The sequence below is a fragment of the Nocardioides sp. CCNWLW239 genome (assembly GCF_037137035.1).
GTDB lineage: Bacteria > Actinomycetota > Actinomycetes > Propionibacteriales > Nocardioidaceae > Nocardioides.
Genome location: NZ_JBBBNW010000002.1, coordinates 604,085 through 619,400 on the forward strand (window position 1 = coordinate 604,085; position 15,316 = coordinate 619,400).

Annotated in this window: 19 protein-coding genes and 1 tRNA gene; 5 read left to right on the forward strand and 15 right to left on the reverse strand. The window is 68.6% G+C overall.

All coding sequences use genetic code 11. From position 1 onward, the window contains the following. Positions 1 to 7 precede the first annotated feature (7 nt). The 6 genes from pucL to aceB all read right to left on the reverse strand — a co-directional run bounded on the left by pucL (position 8) and on the right by aceB (position 5,345). Complete coding sequence (gene pucL, locus WBG06_RS08820) at positions 8 to 913, reverse strand: factor-independent urate hydroxylase (RefSeq protein ID WP_336736215.1); 906 nt, start codon at positions 911 to 913, stop codon at positions 8 to 10. A gap of 1 nt (position 914) precedes the next feature. Beyond that, positions 915 to 1,268 (reverse strand): hydroxyisourate hydrolase, encoded by a 354-nt coding sequence (gene uraH / locus WBG06_RS08825; RefSeq protein WP_336736216.1) that lies wholly within the window; start codon positions 1,266 to 1,268, stop codon positions 915 to 917. Continuing rightward, complete coding sequence (gene uraD / locus WBG06_RS08830; RefSeq protein WP_336736217.1) at positions 1,265 to 1,771, reverse strand: 2-oxo-4-hydroxy-4-carboxy-5-ureidoimidazoline decarboxylase; 507 nt, start codon at positions 1,769 to 1,771, stop codon at positions 1,265 to 1,267. Before uraD ends, uraH begins: the two co-directional genes overlap by 4 nt. Positions 1,772 to 1,904: 133 nt before the next feature. Next, positions 1,905 to 2,372, reverse strand: coding sequence for a helix-turn-helix domain-containing protein (locus WBG06_RS08835; RefSeq protein WP_336736218.1), 468 nt, complete (start codon positions 2,370 to 2,372; stop codon positions 1,905 to 1,907). 53 nt (positions 2,373 to 2,425) lie between these two features. Continuing rightward, positions 2,426 to 3,676, reverse strand: coding sequence for a DUF6986 family protein (locus WBG06_RS08840; RefSeq protein ID WP_336736219.1), 1,251 nt, complete (start codon positions 3,674 to 3,676; stop codon positions 2,426 to 2,428). 79 nt (positions 3,677 to 3,755) lie between these two features. Next, complete coding sequence (gene aceB, locus WBG06_RS08845) at positions 3,756 to 5,345, reverse strand: malate synthase A (RefSeq protein WP_336736220.1); 1,590 nt, start codon at positions 5,343 to 5,345, stop codon at positions 3,756 to 3,758. 188 nt (positions 5,346 to 5,533) lie between these two features. On the opposite strand from aceB, the gene WBG06_RS08850 reads away from it, so the two are divergent. Further along, positions 5,534 to 6,301, forward strand: coding sequence for an IclR family transcriptional regulator (locus WBG06_RS08850; protein WP_336736221.1), 768 nt, complete (start codon positions 5,534 to 5,536; stop codon positions 6,299 to 6,301). A 95-nt stretch (positions 6,302 to 6,396) separates the two neighbouring features. After that, the gene (locus WBG06_RS08855; RefSeq protein ID WP_336736222.1) at positions 6,397 to 7,167 is read left to right on the forward strand and encodes a carbonic anhydrase family protein; all 771 of its coding nucleotides are present in this window, start codon (positions 6,397 to 6,399) and stop codon (positions 7,165 to 7,167) included. Positions 7,168 to 7,172: 5 nt separating this feature from the next. Here WBG06_RS08855 and WBG06_RS08860 read toward each other — a convergent pair whose 3' ends face one another. From WBG06_RS08860 to WBG06_RS08880, 5 genes are all read right to left on the reverse strand, one after another. Next, positions 7,173 to 7,523, reverse strand: coding sequence for a DUF1330 domain-containing protein (locus WBG06_RS08860; protein WP_336736223.1), 351 nt, complete (start codon positions 7,521 to 7,523; stop codon positions 7,173 to 7,175). Between the two features lie 78 nt (positions 7,524 to 7,601). Then, a complete protein-coding gene (locus tag WBG06_RS08865) occupies positions 7,602 to 8,012 on the reverse strand; it encodes a pyridoxamine 5'-phosphate oxidase family protein (protein ID WP_336736224.1) in 411 nt (136 codons plus the stop codon). A gap of 19 nt (positions 8,013 to 8,031) precedes the next feature. Next, positions 8,032 to 8,361, reverse strand: coding sequence for a nucleoside triphosphate pyrophosphohydrolase family protein (locus WBG06_RS08870; protein WP_336736225.1), 330 nt, complete (start codon positions 8,359 to 8,361; stop codon positions 8,032 to 8,034). Between the two features lie 243 nt (positions 8,362 to 8,604). Continuing rightward, positions 8,605 to 9,216, reverse strand: a complete 612-nt coding sequence (locus WBG06_RS08875; protein WP_336736226.1) for a response regulator transcription factor — start codon at positions 9,214 to 9,216, stop codon at positions 8,605 to 8,607. 282 nt (positions 9,217 to 9,498) lie between these two features. After that, positions 9,499 to 9,580, reverse strand: a tRNA-Tyr gene (locus tag WBG06_RS08880). A 137-nt stretch (positions 9,581 to 9,717) separates the two neighbouring features. On the opposite strand from WBG06_RS08880, the gene WBG06_RS08885 reads away from it, so the two are divergent. The 3 genes from WBG06_RS08885 to WBG06_RS08895 are packed head-to-tail and all read left to right on the forward strand — an operon-like array spanning position 9,718 to position 11,205. Next, entirely contained in the window at positions 9,718 to 10,209 is a 492-nt protein-coding gene (locus WBG06_RS08885) for a YajQ family cyclic di-GMP-binding protein (RefSeq protein ID WP_336736227.1), read from the forward strand. Between the two features lie 3 nt (positions 10,210 to 10,212). After that, positions 10,213 to 10,707, forward strand: a complete 495-nt coding sequence (locus WBG06_RS08890) for an SRPBCC domain-containing protein (protein WP_336736228.1) — start codon at positions 10,213 to 10,215, stop codon at positions 10,705 to 10,707. 39 nt (positions 10,708 to 10,746) lie between these two features. Beyond that, positions 10,747 to 11,205: an RrF2 family transcriptional regulator gene (locus tag WBG06_RS08895; RefSeq protein WP_336736229.1), complete on the forward strand. Its 459-nt coding sequence runs from the start codon at positions 10,747 to 10,749 to the stop codon at positions 11,203 to 11,205. A 121-nt stretch (positions 11,206 to 11,326) separates the two neighbouring features. Here WBG06_RS08895 and WBG06_RS08900 read toward each other — a convergent pair whose 3' ends face one another. Genes WBG06_RS08900 through WBG06_RS08915 form a run of 4 tightly spaced genes read right to left on the reverse strand, consistent with a single transcriptional unit; the run spans position 11,327 to position 15,092 of the window. Next, complete coding sequence (locus tag WBG06_RS08900; protein ID WP_336736230.1) at positions 11,327 to 12,304, reverse strand: sulfate/molybdate ABC transporter ATP-binding protein; 978 nt, start codon at positions 12,302 to 12,304, stop codon at positions 11,327 to 11,329. 29 nt (positions 12,305 to 12,333) lie between these two features. Next, positions 12,334 to 13,176 (reverse strand): sulfate ABC transporter permease, encoded by an 843-nt coding sequence (locus WBG06_RS08905; RefSeq protein WP_336736231.1) that lies wholly within the window; start codon positions 13,174 to 13,176, stop codon positions 12,334 to 12,336. Continuing rightward, a complete protein-coding gene (cysT, locus tag WBG06_RS08910) occupies positions 13,169 to 14,011 on the reverse strand; it encodes a sulfate ABC transporter permease subunit CysT (RefSeq protein ID WP_336736232.1) in 843 nt (280 codons plus the stop codon). Before cysT ends, WBG06_RS08905 begins: the two co-directional genes overlap by 8 nt. A 7-nt stretch (positions 14,012 to 14,018) precedes the next feature. Beyond that, entirely contained in the window at positions 14,019 to 15,092 is a 1,074-nt protein-coding gene (locus WBG06_RS08915; RefSeq protein WP_336736233.1) for a sulfate ABC transporter substrate-binding protein, read from the reverse strand. Positions 15,093 to 15,316: the final 224 nt, after the last annotated feature.

The following is a 15,316-nucleotide window of genomic DNA, read 5'->3' on the forward strand; positions in this document are numbered from 1 at the left end:
CCGGCCCTCAGCAGAATCCGGGGATGGCGTGCCAGGCGTTGCCGGCATCGGGGGCCTCGTCGCGTACGACCGAGGCTTCGATCAGGCCGTAGGGCCGGTCCGCGGCGTAGAAGACCTCGCCGGGGTTGTCCAGGCCGAACGGCGAGAGGTCGGAGAGGAAGTGGTGCTTGTTGGGTGCGGAGAACTTGATCTCGGCGACCTCGGGGTGCTGCTCGAGCACCGAGGTGCCCATCCCGTTCAGGGTCTGCTGCAGCGCGAGGCTGTGGATCTCGGCGAACCGCTGCAGCAGCAGGGCCCGGATGGAGTCGTACGACTTGTCCCAGTCGATGTCGGTGCCTGCGTAGCGCCAACGGGCCACCAGCGAGGTCGCCAGGATCCGGTCGGTGGTCTCCTGGAGGGTCGTGTATTCGTCCTTGAGGAAGCCGTGGAACTCCGAGCCGGTGGACTTGAGCACGACGAGGTCCTTGATGCCGGACACCACATGAGCGACCCGGTCGCTGCCGCGACCGTCGACGTTCACCACCGTCGTCCGTACGCCACCCCCGGACCGCACGAACGAGTGGTCGTGTCCCGCGCCGTCGACCTGGATCCGGTCCCACGCGTACTCGTCGACCTCGACCCGGGCACCGTCGGCGGCCGGGCAGGCCTCGAGGTAGCGGTCGGCGAGAGCGAGCGCGAACTCCTCGATCGAGGCGACACCGATCTTCTTCGCGTAGGCGAAGACGGTGTTCTTCTGGGTGTCGGTCGGCAGCACGTCCTTCTGGTCGCCGCTGGTGTGGGCGTCGTCGAAGTGGCCGCGCAGGGATGTGGAGACGTTGAGGTCCCGGATCTGGTGACGAGGTGTGTCGCGGTAGATGCGTACGACGCGGTTCTCGGCTTTGCCGTACTGGTTCGGGCCAAGGTGGATGGGCATGTCAGCTCCCTCGGTAGGTGGAGTAGGCGAACGGGCTCAGCAGCAGTGGCACGTGGTGGTGCCGCCGGTCGGTGACCGCGAAGGTGACGGTGATCTCCGGGTAGAAGCACTCCTGGCCGGTCGCCGCGTAGTAGGCGGCGGTGCCGAATCGGAGCTGATAGGTGCCGGCCGGGACCTGATCGGGTCCCAGGTCGGTCACTCGGCCGTCGTCGTCGGTGACGGCATCGGCGAGCACGACGGGCGACTCGTCGGCGTCGATCCGGCTGAGCCGGACCGGGACACCGGCGGCCGGACGGCCGAGCGCGGTGTCGAGCACGTGGGTGGTGATGGCGCTGGTGCTGGTCGGCCCGGTCATCGCGAGCCCTCCTCGGCGAGGACCCGCTCGAGGCGCAGGAGCGCGATCTTGCGCAGCTCGTCGGCGACCACCGCCGCCTCCTTGTCGTCCTCGTTGCCGAGTCGGTCGCGGAGGGAGGCGAGCACCTCGTCGGCCGAGAGGCCCGAGGCGCAGATCAGGAAGACCCGGCCGAAACGCTCCTCGTACGCCCGGTTGCCCTCGGCGAGGGCTCGTGCCGTGTCCTCGCCGGTGCCGACCGCGGCCTGCTCGCGCCGCGACCAGGCGGCCTCGGCGTGGTCGCCCTCGGCTCGCTCCCCGATCCGGGGGTGGGCGGCCAGCGCCTGGTCGACGTCGGCCGCGGTGAACCGGCGGGCGGCCTCGTCGGCGGCGCGGAGGACATCGCCGGCGCCGGCGTAGGGGCGACCGGCCAGGACCGCGGCGACCCAGGTCGGCGCGTCGCAGCAGGCCTGCAGAACGGGCCGGACCTCGTCCGGGGAAGCGGTGTTGAAAGTTTGGAGATCCATAACCTTCGCTCTCTCACTATGCGGAAAAGTATTTCCACGCAACCACAGTGACATGTGTCATACGTCACCGTCAACAGTTTGTTGAAAATCTTGGAGCAAAGAGTGAGAGCGCAGGTGACAGTCAGGTTTCGAACTAGTCTCGTTCGCGGTTCAGGTAGTTGTAGACGGTGAACCGGGTGACGCCGAGGGCCGAAGCCACGATCTCGGCGCTCTTGCGGTAGTCGAACGCGCCGCGCTCCTCCAGCAGCCGGACGGCGCGCTGTTTCCCGCGCCGGTCCAGCGTCGACAGGTCACCGCCGAGCTCGTCGGTGACCTCGGCGAGCAGCCCCTCCAACCCGTTGGCCGTACGCCGCGGCGCGCTGTGCCCCTCGACCCGCACCTGGAAGGTGATCTGGTCGGCGCCGTGGTCCAGCCCGGCAGCCACCACCTCGGCGAGCGTCGCCAGGACCGCCTCGCGCTCGCCACGCACCGATGTGCCCAGCGGCCCGAAGTCACACTCCAAGCCGGCCGCGCGCGCGACCTCGAGCGCCGCGGTCGCATGCTCGGGGGGCTCTCCCTCGCCACGGAACGGTTCGGTCGTGAACTCGGCTTCGACACGCATGGCGGCAGGCTACCCAGCCTGCCGCCGTGCCCGGTGTCGCGAACCGGCCGGCGTCAGCCGATCCGCCGACGCGCCAGCTCGGCCAGCTTGACCTGGTCGATCCCGGCGAGCCGCTCGATCTCGTCGGCCGCAACCGCTCCGCACTCCACGCCACGCAGCACGAACGCGGCCAGCGCAGCAGCCGTGGCGGGCTCGTCGAGATAGCTCGAGTCGCCCCCGTGGACGTACGCCCGCAGGCGGGCCGAGGCGACCTCGAGCCCGTCCCGGAAGAACGCGTACGTCGTGAGATAGCGGCTGGGCAGCTGGGCCGGGTGCAGGTCCCAGCCCTGGTAGATCCCGCGGGTCAGCGAGCGCGTCACCAGGCGGGAGTGAAGCCGCCAGGCCGAACGTACGGCCTCGGGATCTCCGACCGGAAGCACGTTGGTCGAGCCGTCCGAGACGAAGACACCGGTGCCGGCCGCAGCCACCTGCATCACATCCTTCGCATGGTCGGCGACCGGGTGCTCCATGCTCTGATAGGCGGCCGCGACACCGAGCGAGGCGGAGTAGTCGTAGGTCCCGTAGTGCAGACCCGTCACCCGGCCGTCCCCGGCGGAGATCATCCGGGCGACCAGCGCCGTGCCGTCGGAGCCGAGGATCGCCTGCGGCGTCTCGACCTGGATCTCGAACCGGAGACTGCCGCTCTCGATCCCATGGGCGTCCTCGAGCACGGACAGCGCAGTGACCATCGCGGTGACCTGCTCGACCGAGGTCACCTTGGGCAAGGTGATGACGAAGCCGCTCCCCAGGACACCCTGGTCGGCCGACGCCAGGAAGAGATCGAGCGTACGCAGCCCCCGCCGTCGCGTCGGCGCCTCGAACGACTTGATCCGGATGCCGTGGAACGGCGGCGCCGAGCCGTCCCTGACGGTGGCGGCGAGCGCCCGGGCAGCGGCCTCGACCGCGGCGTCCTCCTCCGCGTCGGGCCGGTCTCCGTAGCCGTCCTCGAAGTCGATCCGCAGGTCCTCGATGGGCTCGGCGGACAGCTTGGCCCGCACCCGGTCGTAGATCGTCTCGGCCAGCTCGGGATCCAGGTCGAACACCGCCGCGACCTCGGCCGCCGATCCGCCGAACTCATCCAGGGCGGTCACCGAATCGGCCGACCACTCCACCACCGTCTTCTCGTCATACCGGTCGCCGGGGACGTAGACGGTGTGCACCGGCTGGCGTACGCCACGATCCCCCGGATAGTCAGCGGCCAGCGCCGCGTCGGCGTCGGCGAGCTCGCGGTCGAGCCGCGCAGCCAGATCCTCGAAGTGGCTCATGCGCCCACCTCCGTAGCGCAAGCGCCAGGATACGGACGCGGTCGCATGAAGTTCCTGTGATTCGCTCGCTGGCGCTCGCTCATGCGCCCACCACCTGGTCGTAGGCCGGCAGGGTCAGGAAGTCGACGTAGTCGTCGGCGAGGGCGACCTCCTCGAAGATCGCCCGCGCCTGCTCCAGCCGGTGCTCGATCCCGTCGGCCGCCGCGAGCAGCTTCGCCATCTCCTCGTCCAGGACCCGGCGTACGAGATCTGCGGTCACGACCGTCCCGTCGTCGAGCTTCGCCTCGTTGTGCACCCACTGCCAGATCTGCGAGCGCGAGATCTCGACGGTGGCGGCGTCCTCCATCAGGTGGTGGATGGCGACCGCCCCCGAGCCCCGGAGCCAGGCGTCGAGATAGACCAGCGAGACCTCGACGTTGTCGCGCAGCCCGGCACGAGTGATCGCGCCGTCCGCGGAGGAGACGTCGAGCAGGTCCTCGGCGGCGACCGAGACGTCGTCCCGCTGGCGGTCGACCTGGTTCGGCCGGTCACCCAGGACTCCGTCGAAGACCTGCCGGCAGATCGGGACCAGGTCGGGATGAGCGACCCAGGAGCCGTCGAATCCGTCGCCGGCCTCGCGCTCCTTGTCGTCGCGCACCTTGGCGAACGCGGTGGCGTTGACCTCCTGGTCGCGGCGGCTCGGGATGAAGGCGGCCATGCCGCCGATGGCGTGGGCGTTGCGGCGGTGGCAGGTCTTCACGAGCAGCTGGGCGTACGCACGCATGAACGGCGAGGTCATCCCGACCGTGGCGCGGTCGGGCAGGACGAACGACGGTCCGGCGTCGCGGAAGTACTTGATCAGGCTGAACAGGTAGTCCCAGCGGCCGGCGTTGAGCCCGGAGGCGTGGTCGCGCAGCTCGTAGAGGATCTCGTCCATCTCGAACGCGGCCGGGATGGTCTCGATGAGCACCGTCGCGCGCACGGTGCCGTGCGGGATCCCGAGCTCGGCCTGGGCGAAGGTGAACACGTCGTTCCACAGCCGCGCCTCGAGGTGGCTCTCCAGCTTGGGAAGATAGAAGTACGGCCCGCTCCCGCGCTCCACGAGCTCGCGGGCGTTGTGGAAGAAGTAGAGCCCGAAGTCGACCAGGGCGCCGACGACCGGCTTGCCGTCGACCAGCACGTGCTGGTCGTCGAAGTGCCAGCCGCGCGGGCGCATCACGATCGTGGCGAGGCGCTGGTCCTGCTTGAGCTCGTAGAGCTTGCCCTGCGGAGACATCGCGGAGATGTCCCTCCTGATGGCATCGCGAAGGTTCACCTGGCCGCCGACGACGTTGCTCCAGTGCGGCGTGCTGGCGTCCTCCATGTCGGCCAGCCAGACCCGCGCTCCGGAGTTGAGAGCGTTGATGGTCATCTTCCGGTCCGTCGGACCGGTGATCTCGACACGGCGGTCGAGGAGGTCCTCGGGCACCGGTGCCACGGTCCAGTCGCCGGCGCGTACGTCGGCCGTCTCCGGCAGGAAGTCGAGCCGTCCCGTGCGCGCGACCTCGTCGCGGCGGACTCTACGGGTGGCCAGCAGCTCGTCCCGGCGGGCCCCGAAGCGTCGCTGCAGCTCGGCCACGAAGTCGAGGGCCTCGGGCGTGAGGATCTCGGCTCCTCGCTCGACCTCGCCACCGGTGATCTGAATGTTCACGAGCTCCACCCTCTCAGGGCCACAAATTTCCTTTGAATGGATTCTTCTTTCCGCATTGCGGATATTAATCTCACTCTCCAGGGGACGCAACCGTCGGTTTTCCTCTACACGACGCTAGACTTCCGTCATCCGGAAGTCAGTACTACGAGATACCCACCAGATCGGGCCCGGAAGATAGGGGAGTCCAGGTGAGCGAGAACGAGAAGGCGCCGAAGGCACGCACCGGGGCCGTGCAGTCGATCGAGCGGGCCTTCGCGCTGTTGGAGACGATGGCTGACGCCGGTGGGACCATGGGGCTCTCCCAGCTCGCCGCCGCCTCCGGTCTGCCGTTGCCGACCATCCACCGGCTCGTACGCACCCTCGTCGACCTCGGCTATCTCCGCCAGGAGACCAACCGGCAGTACGTCCTCGGCCCCAAGCTGATCCGGCTCGGTGAGAGCTCCTCGCGCATGCTCAGCACCTGGGCCCGGCCCCACCTCGCCCGGCTCGTCGACGAGGTCGGCGAGTCGGCCAACCTGGCGATGCTCGACGGCGACCAGATCGTCTACGTCGCCCACACCGAGTCGCGCCAGTCGATGCGGATGTTCACCGAGGTCGGCCGCCGGGTGTCCCCGCACTGCACCGCCGTCGGCAAGGCGATCCTCGCCGACATGGCTCCCGAGCACGTCCGCGACATCCTCCGCCGCACCGACATGGTCCCCTACACCTCGACCACGATCACCTCGCGCGAGGACTATCTGGACCAGCTCGAGCAGGTCCGCGACCGTCGCTACGCGATCGACGAGGGCGAGCAGGAGGCAGGCGTACGCTGCGTCGCCGTCGCCGTCCCCGACTACGCCCCTCGCCTGGCGATCTCGATCAGCGGGCCCACCGGGCGGATGACCGACGAGCTCATCGAGCGCGCCGTCCCGCTGCTCACCGACGCGGGCAAGCAGCTCGCTGCCGACCTGGCCTGACACCCGCCGAGCGGCATCCTCAGCGGACACCGCCGGACGTGGTACGTATGGCGGTTCACGGGTCATCTCGACTCGGTAGATCTCGGGAGATCTCCATGAGGCGTACCAACCTCGGCCTGAACCGCCGTGCCCTGCTCGAGGCAGCAGCCGTCGTCGCGGCGCTCACCACCCTGTCCTCGTCAACGGTGGCCTCCGCGTCCCCGGCCGACCGGCCGGCTCCGCACCAGAGTCCGATCCGGATCCTCCCCGGCGACACCGAGCCGGCACACCTGCCCACCCTGCACGTGCACTACCCCCGCGACACGACGGTCACGATGACGTACGTCCGTGAGGACGCCGGCGAACCCGGCGGCTGCACGGTGCGTGGCGACGAGGAGACCGTACGCGCCGAGCTCCCGACCGGCGCCGGCTCGCTCACGGTCGCCGGGGTGACGTACGGCCTGGCGCAGTTCCACTGGCACACCCCGAGCGAGCATCTCCTCTCCGCCCGGGACTACCCGATCGAGATGCACTTCGTGCACCAGGACTCGACCGGCCACACGCTGGTCATCGGTGTCTGGGTCCGCCCCGGGGCACCCAACCCGACCCTCGGCCGCCTCTACGACCACCTGGTCTCCGAGTGTGCCGCCGACGCCCCGGTCGGCCACATCGACGTCGGCGCCCTCCTGCCCCGCCGCCACACGTCCTACCGCTACGACGGCTCCCTCACCACCGCGCCTTACACCGAAGGCGTCCAGTGGGTCATGCTCACCGACCCCATCACCGCCTCACCCCGCCAGATCACCGAGTTCCGCGCGATGTTCCCGACCGGCAACCGCCGCGACGTCCAGGACCTCAACGACCGAGTCGTGATCACCGACCGCTGATCCGGCTAGGACATGAACTCCGCGATCTTCTGGCTCGCGGAGTAGCCCGGCGCGACGCCCTCGGCCAGGACCGCGAACGAATGCTCGCGGTCGATGTTGTTCAGCCTGAGCGGAAGGATCTCTTGGTAGGCCGGGGAGGTGTACCACCCCTGGGCCGCCTCCGTCGACGGAAAGCGGAGGACCACCAGAATGCCCTCCGCCGTGCCCTCGGCCACGACGAGCTCTGGAGCATGAATGAGGAACTCACCGTGGAACGGTGTGAGGGTGGCGTCGACGCGGCGCAGATACTCGACGATGTCGTCGTTGATGTTCATGCCGTTCATCCAGGCGACGGCGTACGCAGGTTTCGTGGTCATACTTCCACACTCGTCCTTGCCCGCAACGGTTGCCATACCTGGTTTTCGGCACCAGGGACGGAGCTCACCTCGACCGGATCACCAGCCCGAAGGACGGGTGTTGCCGAGCACTCGACGTACGGTGATCTCGATGACCACACGCTCCGGGTTGGGCCGAGGCTGCTTGTAGCGCGCGGCGTACCGCCGCTCGGCCTCGGCCACCGACTCCGCGTCGTCCTTGACGACCGCGGTCCCTTCGAGCGTGCACCACCGCCGCCCGTCGACCTGGCTGACCGCCGCCTGCGCGCCAGGTCCGGCGTCACGTACGTTGCGGACCTTCTTGCTGCCGGCGCTGCTGATGACGCGCGCTATCCCGGATTCGGGATCGAAGGTCACCCCCACCGGGACGAGGTGCGGGCTGCCGTCCGGCCGGCTCGTCGTCAGGAAGCAGAGTCGCCGCTCCCGCCAGAACTCGTCGCCCTCGGTGGCGGGGGTCGGCTCGACTGTCATGGTGCTCCTTCTCGATGGCTCAGCGATCGTCGCCGCTCCCCCTGATTGCACCACGCCGCTGACGATCAGCGAGCTTCGCGATGTTGCGCTCGGCCACGTCGTCGAGCTCGAGCCCGAAATGGTCGGCGAGGACTGCGACGTACCACAGGGTGTCGCCGAGCTCCTTGGCCAGATCGTCGACGTCCCACCGGGCGAAGTCGCTGTCGTGGTCACGCACGATCTTCTTGGCCTTCTCGGCGATCTCACCGGTCTCTCCGACCAGGCCCAGCAGCAGGTGGAAGACCTCGTGGGGCTTGTCCTTCGGCGCTGCCGTGCGGAGTGCCGCCTGCTGGTAGGCGTTGAGGTCCATGGGCCGGAACTTACCGCGCCCGCGGAAGCCCTCGAGGACGTGACAGTCGTGGCGAGGATGCAGAGCGTGGACGTACGTCGCGCTGCACAGACGTCGGGAGCGCGCACGCCGGGGGCACCGCCGGGGCAGATACCTCGAAACGGCTGGCCCAACGGGTCACAGCAAGCCGCGGTCTTGGGCGAGCCACAGCGAAGACACCGGCCTGCATAAGTCGGAGCGCCCCGGGGGCAGCCGGCGCCCGATTCAGCCGAGCTCAACCGGCGAAGCCAGACCATGGGCGCGCGCCCAACCGACCGCCTGGCTGCGCGTCGTGACTTCGATCTTTCGGTACGTCTGACGGATGTGGCTCTTGAGCGTGTTGCCACTCATGGCGAGCTTCTCCGCGATGTCCTGGTTGGACAGCCCCTCGGCGATCAGCTTGAGGACCTCGATCTCCCGGGAGGTGAGCCCAGCCATCGTGCCCTGCCGATCGCCCTGAGGCTCTCTGATCGGCTCGCCGGCAGCAGTGAGCTCGATGCTGCGCACGAGTTCGTCGGCGTGCACGCCCATCGAGATCCAGGCGCTGGCACCCAGGGTGTAGGCCAGGGCGAGCAGGTCGGGGCGCAGGTCTCTGCTGAAGATCAGCACCTTCGCATCCGACTCGTCCAACAGGCTGAACAGCTCCGGGCCGCCACCGAGGAACAGGCCGAAGGTGTCGTACAGAATCACGTCGGCCCCGGCCCCGACGCTGCGGGCGGACGGAACGGCAGTGGCGACCACGCGGTCGGGATAGTCAGCGAGCATCGAGACGATCCCGCGCATGACGACTTCCTGCGGGCTGACCACCGCAACGCGCAATACCCCCTGCCCCACCATATTCGGACTTTCTCAAAACGGATCGAAAAACGGTAGAGGCCCGGGGACCAGCTGTGTCCCGCAAACGGCCGCTGGGTGGCGTCGGTTTGGTGCTCAGGGTCCGGCCAGAGACGTGGCCCCGCCTCCCAGGGCTCTCGGCGACGTGCAGCCTGCCCATCTCGCTCAGGGCGCACGTAGGGCACAGACAGCCGGTGACCCTCCTACGCCGCCCGACACGGCCAGACAAGCGAAACACCCCGGTGGCCAACGTTTCCGCTGGTCACCGGGGCGTTCTCCCAGGCGTGGCAGATGAAGGATTCGAACCTTCGAAGGCAAAGCCGACGGATTTACAGTCCGCTCCCATTGGCCGCTCGGGCAATCTGCCTGGGTTGTACACGCTCCCCCGCAAAGGGGATCGCGACAGCAATAAACAATAGCGCAGGGCCTGGCGGCGTACGAAAACGGGACGAGGTTCTAGGGTGAAGGCACCACAGACCTGGTCAGAAGCTAGAGGAGAGAGTCATGGCTGACTCGTCGTTCGACATCGTGAGCAAGATCGACCGTCAGGAGGTCGACAACGCGCTGAGCCAGACCGCGCGGGAGGTCGCGACGCGGTTCGACTTCAAGGGCACCAACGCGACCATCGAGTGGAGCGGAGAGCACGGGATCGAGATCTCCGCCTCCGCCGACGACCGCGCCAGCGCGGTGCTCTCGGTCTTCCAGGACAAGCTGATCAAGCGCAAGCAGTCGCTGAAGATCCTCGACGCCAGCGAGCCGCGCCAGTCGGGACAGCAGTCGAAGATCTCGATCACGCTCAAGGAGGGCATCTCCTCCGAGGACGCGAAGAAGATCTCCAAGCTGATCCGCGACGAGGGGCCCAAGGGCGTCAAGGCGCAGGTCCAGGGTGACGAGCTCCGCGTCTCGTCGAAGAAGCGCGACGACCTGCAGACCGTGATCTCGCTGGTCAAGGAGCAGGACTACGACTTCGCGGTCCAGTTCATCAACTACCGCTGACCCGTGGCCTACGAGCACCCGCGAGCCTCGGTCGAGATCGACGCTCCGATCGAGACCGTCTGGCGGGTGATGGTGGAGACCGAGGCGTACGCGGCGTGGAACCCGTTCGTCGTCCGCGCCGAGACCGCGCAGCCGGCGGCCGTCGGCAACCCGATCGTCTTGTACGTGACCTGGGCCGACGGCGGCCGCGCGCGCTCACCGGAGCGGATCTCGGCGCTCGAGGCGCCGGTCCTCGGCGAGGACGGGACGGCAGAGGCCCACCTCGCCTATGTCTACGAGGGCTGGCCGGCGCGGATCGGCCTGGTCCGCGGCGTACGCCACCAGCGGTTGACCCAGCGACCGGGCCGGCCGACGCACTACGAGACGGTGGAGGAGTTCTCCGGCCCGTTGGTCGGGCTGGCTGGCCCCGAGCGGGTCGCGGAGGGTTTCCGGCGTCACGCGGAGGCTCTCAAGGCGCGGGCCGAGACGCTCGCGAATGAAAGTGGACTTGACCACTAGATTGAGCGAAATTCTGCATTCATCTGCAAGAATGTGGCCGTGCGAGTATCTGCCAAGTCCGACTACGCCCTCCGCGCCCTCATCGAGATGGCCGCACGCGAGGACGGAAAAGCTGTCAGCGCCGAGGAGCTCGGCCGCGCCCAGGAGATCCCTCACGGCTTCCTGCAGGCGATCCTCGCCGACCTCCGCAAGGCCGGCGTCGTCATCTCGCAGCGCGGGCAGTCGGGCGGTTGGCGCCTGGCCCGCAAGGCGTCGGACGTGTCCGTCGCCGACGTGATCCGTGCCGTCGACGGCCCGCTGGTCTCGGTCTACGGCCTGCGCCCCGAGGCGGTCACCTACAACGAGCGCGCCGAGGTCCTCCAGCATGTCTGGATCGCCGCGCGCGACTCCCTCCGCGAGGTCTTCGAGAAGGTCTCCATCGCCGAGCTCGCCGCCCGCGAGCTGCCCGACGAGGTCACCACCCGCACCGCGCGCGACGAGGCCTGGCTGCCTCACTGAGCAGCTGGATGTTCGTCTAGGTACGCAGCCGAACCGTCACTTCCCACGCGGAGTTCCGCACGGGAAGTGACGGTTTCTCTGCATACCTAGACGAACGGCCGCCGCCCCCGGCGCCGCCGCCCTACGCCGCCGACGAAGGCGCCCGCATCGTGTAAGCCCCCGGCGACGGCGTGACGAAGACGTTGACGCCCTCCTCGAGCTGCAGGGCCCGGGCATGCGTACGCGTCAGCTCGGCGGTCACGACCTCGCCATCATCGGTGAGGACCGTGAGGCGCACCTCGAAGCCGATCCGCAGGACGCGCGAGACGGTCCCCTCGAGCGAGTGCTCGGAGAGTGGCGACGGGGTGACCTCGACGTCGTGGGGACGGATCAACGAGCCGCCCAGCGTGGTCACGTCGCCGAGGAAGGACATCACGAAGTCGTTGGCCGGCTCGTCGTAGAGCTGCTCGGGGGTCCCGATCTGCTCGATGCCGCCCTGGTTGACGACGACGATCTCGTCGGCGACCTCGAGGGCCTCCTCCTGGTCGTGGGTCACGAAGACGGTGGTGACGTGCACCTCGTCGTGGAGCCGCCGCAGCCAGTCGCGCAGCTCCTTGCGTACCTTCGCGTCCAACGCCCCGAACGGCTCGTCGAGCAGCAGGACCGACGGCTCGATCGCGAGCGCACGCGCCAGCGCCATCCGCTGCCGCTGGCCACCGGAGAGCTGAGAGGGCAGCCGGTCGGCGAACTGCGAGAGGTGCACCAGCTCCAACAGCTCCGCGACCTTCGCCTGGATCTCAGCCCGGGGACGCTTGCGGATCTCCAGACCGAAGGCGACGTTGCGGGCCACCGAGAGGTGCTTGAACGCGGCGTAGTGCTGGAAGACGAAGCCCACGTTGCGCTTCTGGACGGGCAGCGAGGTCGCGTCCTTGCCCTCGATCACGACCGACCCCGAGTCGGGCGTCTCCAGCCCGGCGATCACTCGCAGCAAGGTGGTCTTCCCGCCGCCGGAGGGCCCCAGCAGGGCTGTCAGCTGGCCGGTCGGGATGGTCAGGTTGATGTCCTCCAGCGCGACGAAGTCGCCGTAACGCTTGTTGACACCGCTTACTTCGATGCTCATGGGATGTGCCCCTTTTCGTGTCAGAGTCTTCAGCGCACGCGCGCACCGCGGGCGCGCAGCACGAAGACGATGAGGATGCAGACGACCGAGACGCTGGCGAGGAGGAAGGCGACGGCGTACGCGCCCTGCTGGTCGAAGTTCAGATACTTCTCCTCGACGGCGAGGGTCGCGGTGCGGGTCTGGCCGAGTACGTTGCCGGAGACGACCTTGACCGCGCCGAACTCGCCGAGCGAGCGGGCCAGAGTGAGCACGACACCGTAGATGACGGCCCACTTGATGCCCGGCAGCGTGATCCGCCAGAACGTCTGCCACGAGCTGGCGCCCAGGGACGCGGCGGCCTGCTCCTGCTCGGTGCCGATCTCCTCGAGCACCGGGATGACCTCGCGGATCACCAGCGGCAGCGACACGAACGCGGTCGCCATGATGATCCCGGGGGTCGAGAAGATGATCTGGATCCCCGCGGACTCCAGCGCCGGCCCGAACCAGCCGTCCCGCCCGCCGTACACGAGCACGAGCGCCAGGCCGACCACGATCGGAGAGACCGACAGTGGCAGGTCGATCATCGCGCTGAGGAGGCGTTTGCCGGGAAATTCCGTACGCACCAGCAGCAGCGAGACCGAGACCCCGAAGACCAGGTTGATCAGCGTTGCCACCACCGCGGCGACGCAGGTCAGCCGGATCGCTGCCATCATCTGCGGGTCGCTGAAGATGCTGGCGAATGCCTCCGTCGTGAACCCGACGTCAGGCACATGGAAGGCGTTCCAGGCGATGAGGATGACCGGCCACGCGACCAGCAGCCCCAGGTAGGCGATGACGGTCAGCCGGAGGACGTACGTCAGTGGCGTCCGCGGCGCTCGACGTGTCTCAGCCACGGCGCACCATCCTCCGCTGGATCAGGTCGAGGACGACGATGACGAGCAGCGAGACGACCAGCAGCATGGCCGCGATCGCCGCCGCGCCCTCCGGGTTGTCGTTCTCGATCGCGGACAGGATCCGGACCGAGGCGACCTCGGACTCGAACGGCAGGTTGCCGGAGAGCAGGACCAAGGAGCCGTACTCCCCCATTCCGCGCGCGAACGACAGCGCCGCACCGGCCGCGATGGCCGGGGCCAGCGACGGCAGGATGATCCGCCGGAACGTGGTGAACCGCGAGGCTCCCAGGGAGGCCGCAGCCTCCTCCACGTCGGCGTCCAGCTCCTCGAGGACGGGCTGCACCATGCGTACGACGAACGGCAGGGTCACGAAGGCCAGCGCCAGGTAGACCGACATCGACGTGTTCGCCCAGTGCAGTCCGAGCGGTGACTCGGCGCCGTAGAGGGAGAGCAGCACCAGGCCGGCGACGATCGTCGGCAGCGCGAACGGGATGTCGATGATGACCTCGAGCAGGCCCTTGCCCCAGAACCTGTCGCGGACCAGGACCCAGGCGATGACGGTGCCGATGACGATGTTGATCAGGGTGACCACGACGGCCGCACGGATCGTCAGCAGGATCGCGGAGGCGGTCTGCTCGTTGGTGAGCTGGTCCACGAAGGCGGACCAGCCCCCGCTGGACGCGGTGATGATCACCGCGACCAGCGGGATGAGGACGAGCAGGCTGAACCAGAGCATCGTGATGCCGAGCCCGATGCCGCTGGTTCTTGTCAGAGTGGAGGCCGGCCGGCTGGGCCGAGGAGTAGCCGGCCGGACCTCAGGGATGGTTGCGGTCATGACCGGACTACTGCGAGGCCTTGCCGGAGTTGGCGATGGCCTCGGTCACGATGCCGACCGCCTCGCCGTCCTCACCGGTGCCGAAGAGCTTCTCCTTGACGCCCGACCAGTCGCGGCCGCCGAAGTCGTTCTCCAGGGTGAGGAGCTGCTTCGGTGCCGGGAACGGGTCGGCCGGGTCCTTGGCACCCTTGATGTCTTCCGGCTTCAGGCCGATCGCGTCCCAGTCCACGACGCCGGGCTCGGCGGTGTTGACCGGGCGGAAGCCGGTGAGCGCGAACTGCTTCTGGCCGCCCTTCGGGTCGAGGACGAAGTCGAGCCAGTCCTGCGACGGCTTGGAGGAGTCCTTCAGGATGGCGCCCGGGTTCTCGATCAGGACCGTGGAGTCCGGGATGATGTATTCGAAGCCCTCGCCCTGCTGGGCCGCGAGGATCGCCTCGTTCTCGTAGGCGAGCAGCACGTCGCCGGTGCCGCCGAGGAACGCGGTGGTGGCGTCGCGGCCGGAGTTGGTGAGGGTGACGACGTTCTTGAAGAGCTTGTCGAGGTACGCCTTGCCCTCCTCCTCGCTGCCACCGTTCTTCACCACGGAGCCCCAGGCGGCCAAAGCGTTCCAGCGGGCCGCCCCGGAGGAGGCCGGGTTGGCGGTGACCACACCGACGCCCGGCTTGATCAGGTCCTCCCAGCCCTGGATGTTCTTCGGGTTGCCCTCACGGACCCCGAGCACGACGATCGAGCTGGACACGATGCCCTTGTTGTCGCCGTCATCCCAGGCGGCGTCGACGAGGCCGGCCTTCTCCAGGCGCTGCACGTCGGTGCCGACGGACAGGTGGACGTAGTCGGCCTTCAGGCCCGACTCGACCGCGCGGCTCTGGTCGCCCGAGGCGCCGTACGAGGTCTCGAAGGTGACGCCCTCTCCCTCGGGAGTCTTGTTGAACTCCTTGGCGATCGCCTTGTTGGCCGTCTCGGGGACGGCGAAGCCGACGATGGAGATCGACTCCGCGTCACCGCCGCCGGAGCCACCGCACGCAGTCAAGGCCAGGATGCTCGCCGCGGCCAACGCCACGGCAACCTTGATCTTCTTCATCTGGTTCCTCACTTCTGCCCTGCCGAGTCAAGGTCGATCGGGTTACGAATGTCGAGGACATTACTCGAATTAGTCGAGTGGATGTGAAAACACACGATCGTTCCGCCCACTGGACGGCACAGCTCACCGAGACGTCACCCCGGTCGGGGGGGGGGGGGGGGGGGGGGGGGGGGGGGGGCGGGGGCGGGGGGGGGGGGCGGGGGGGCGGGGGGGGGGGCCGGCGC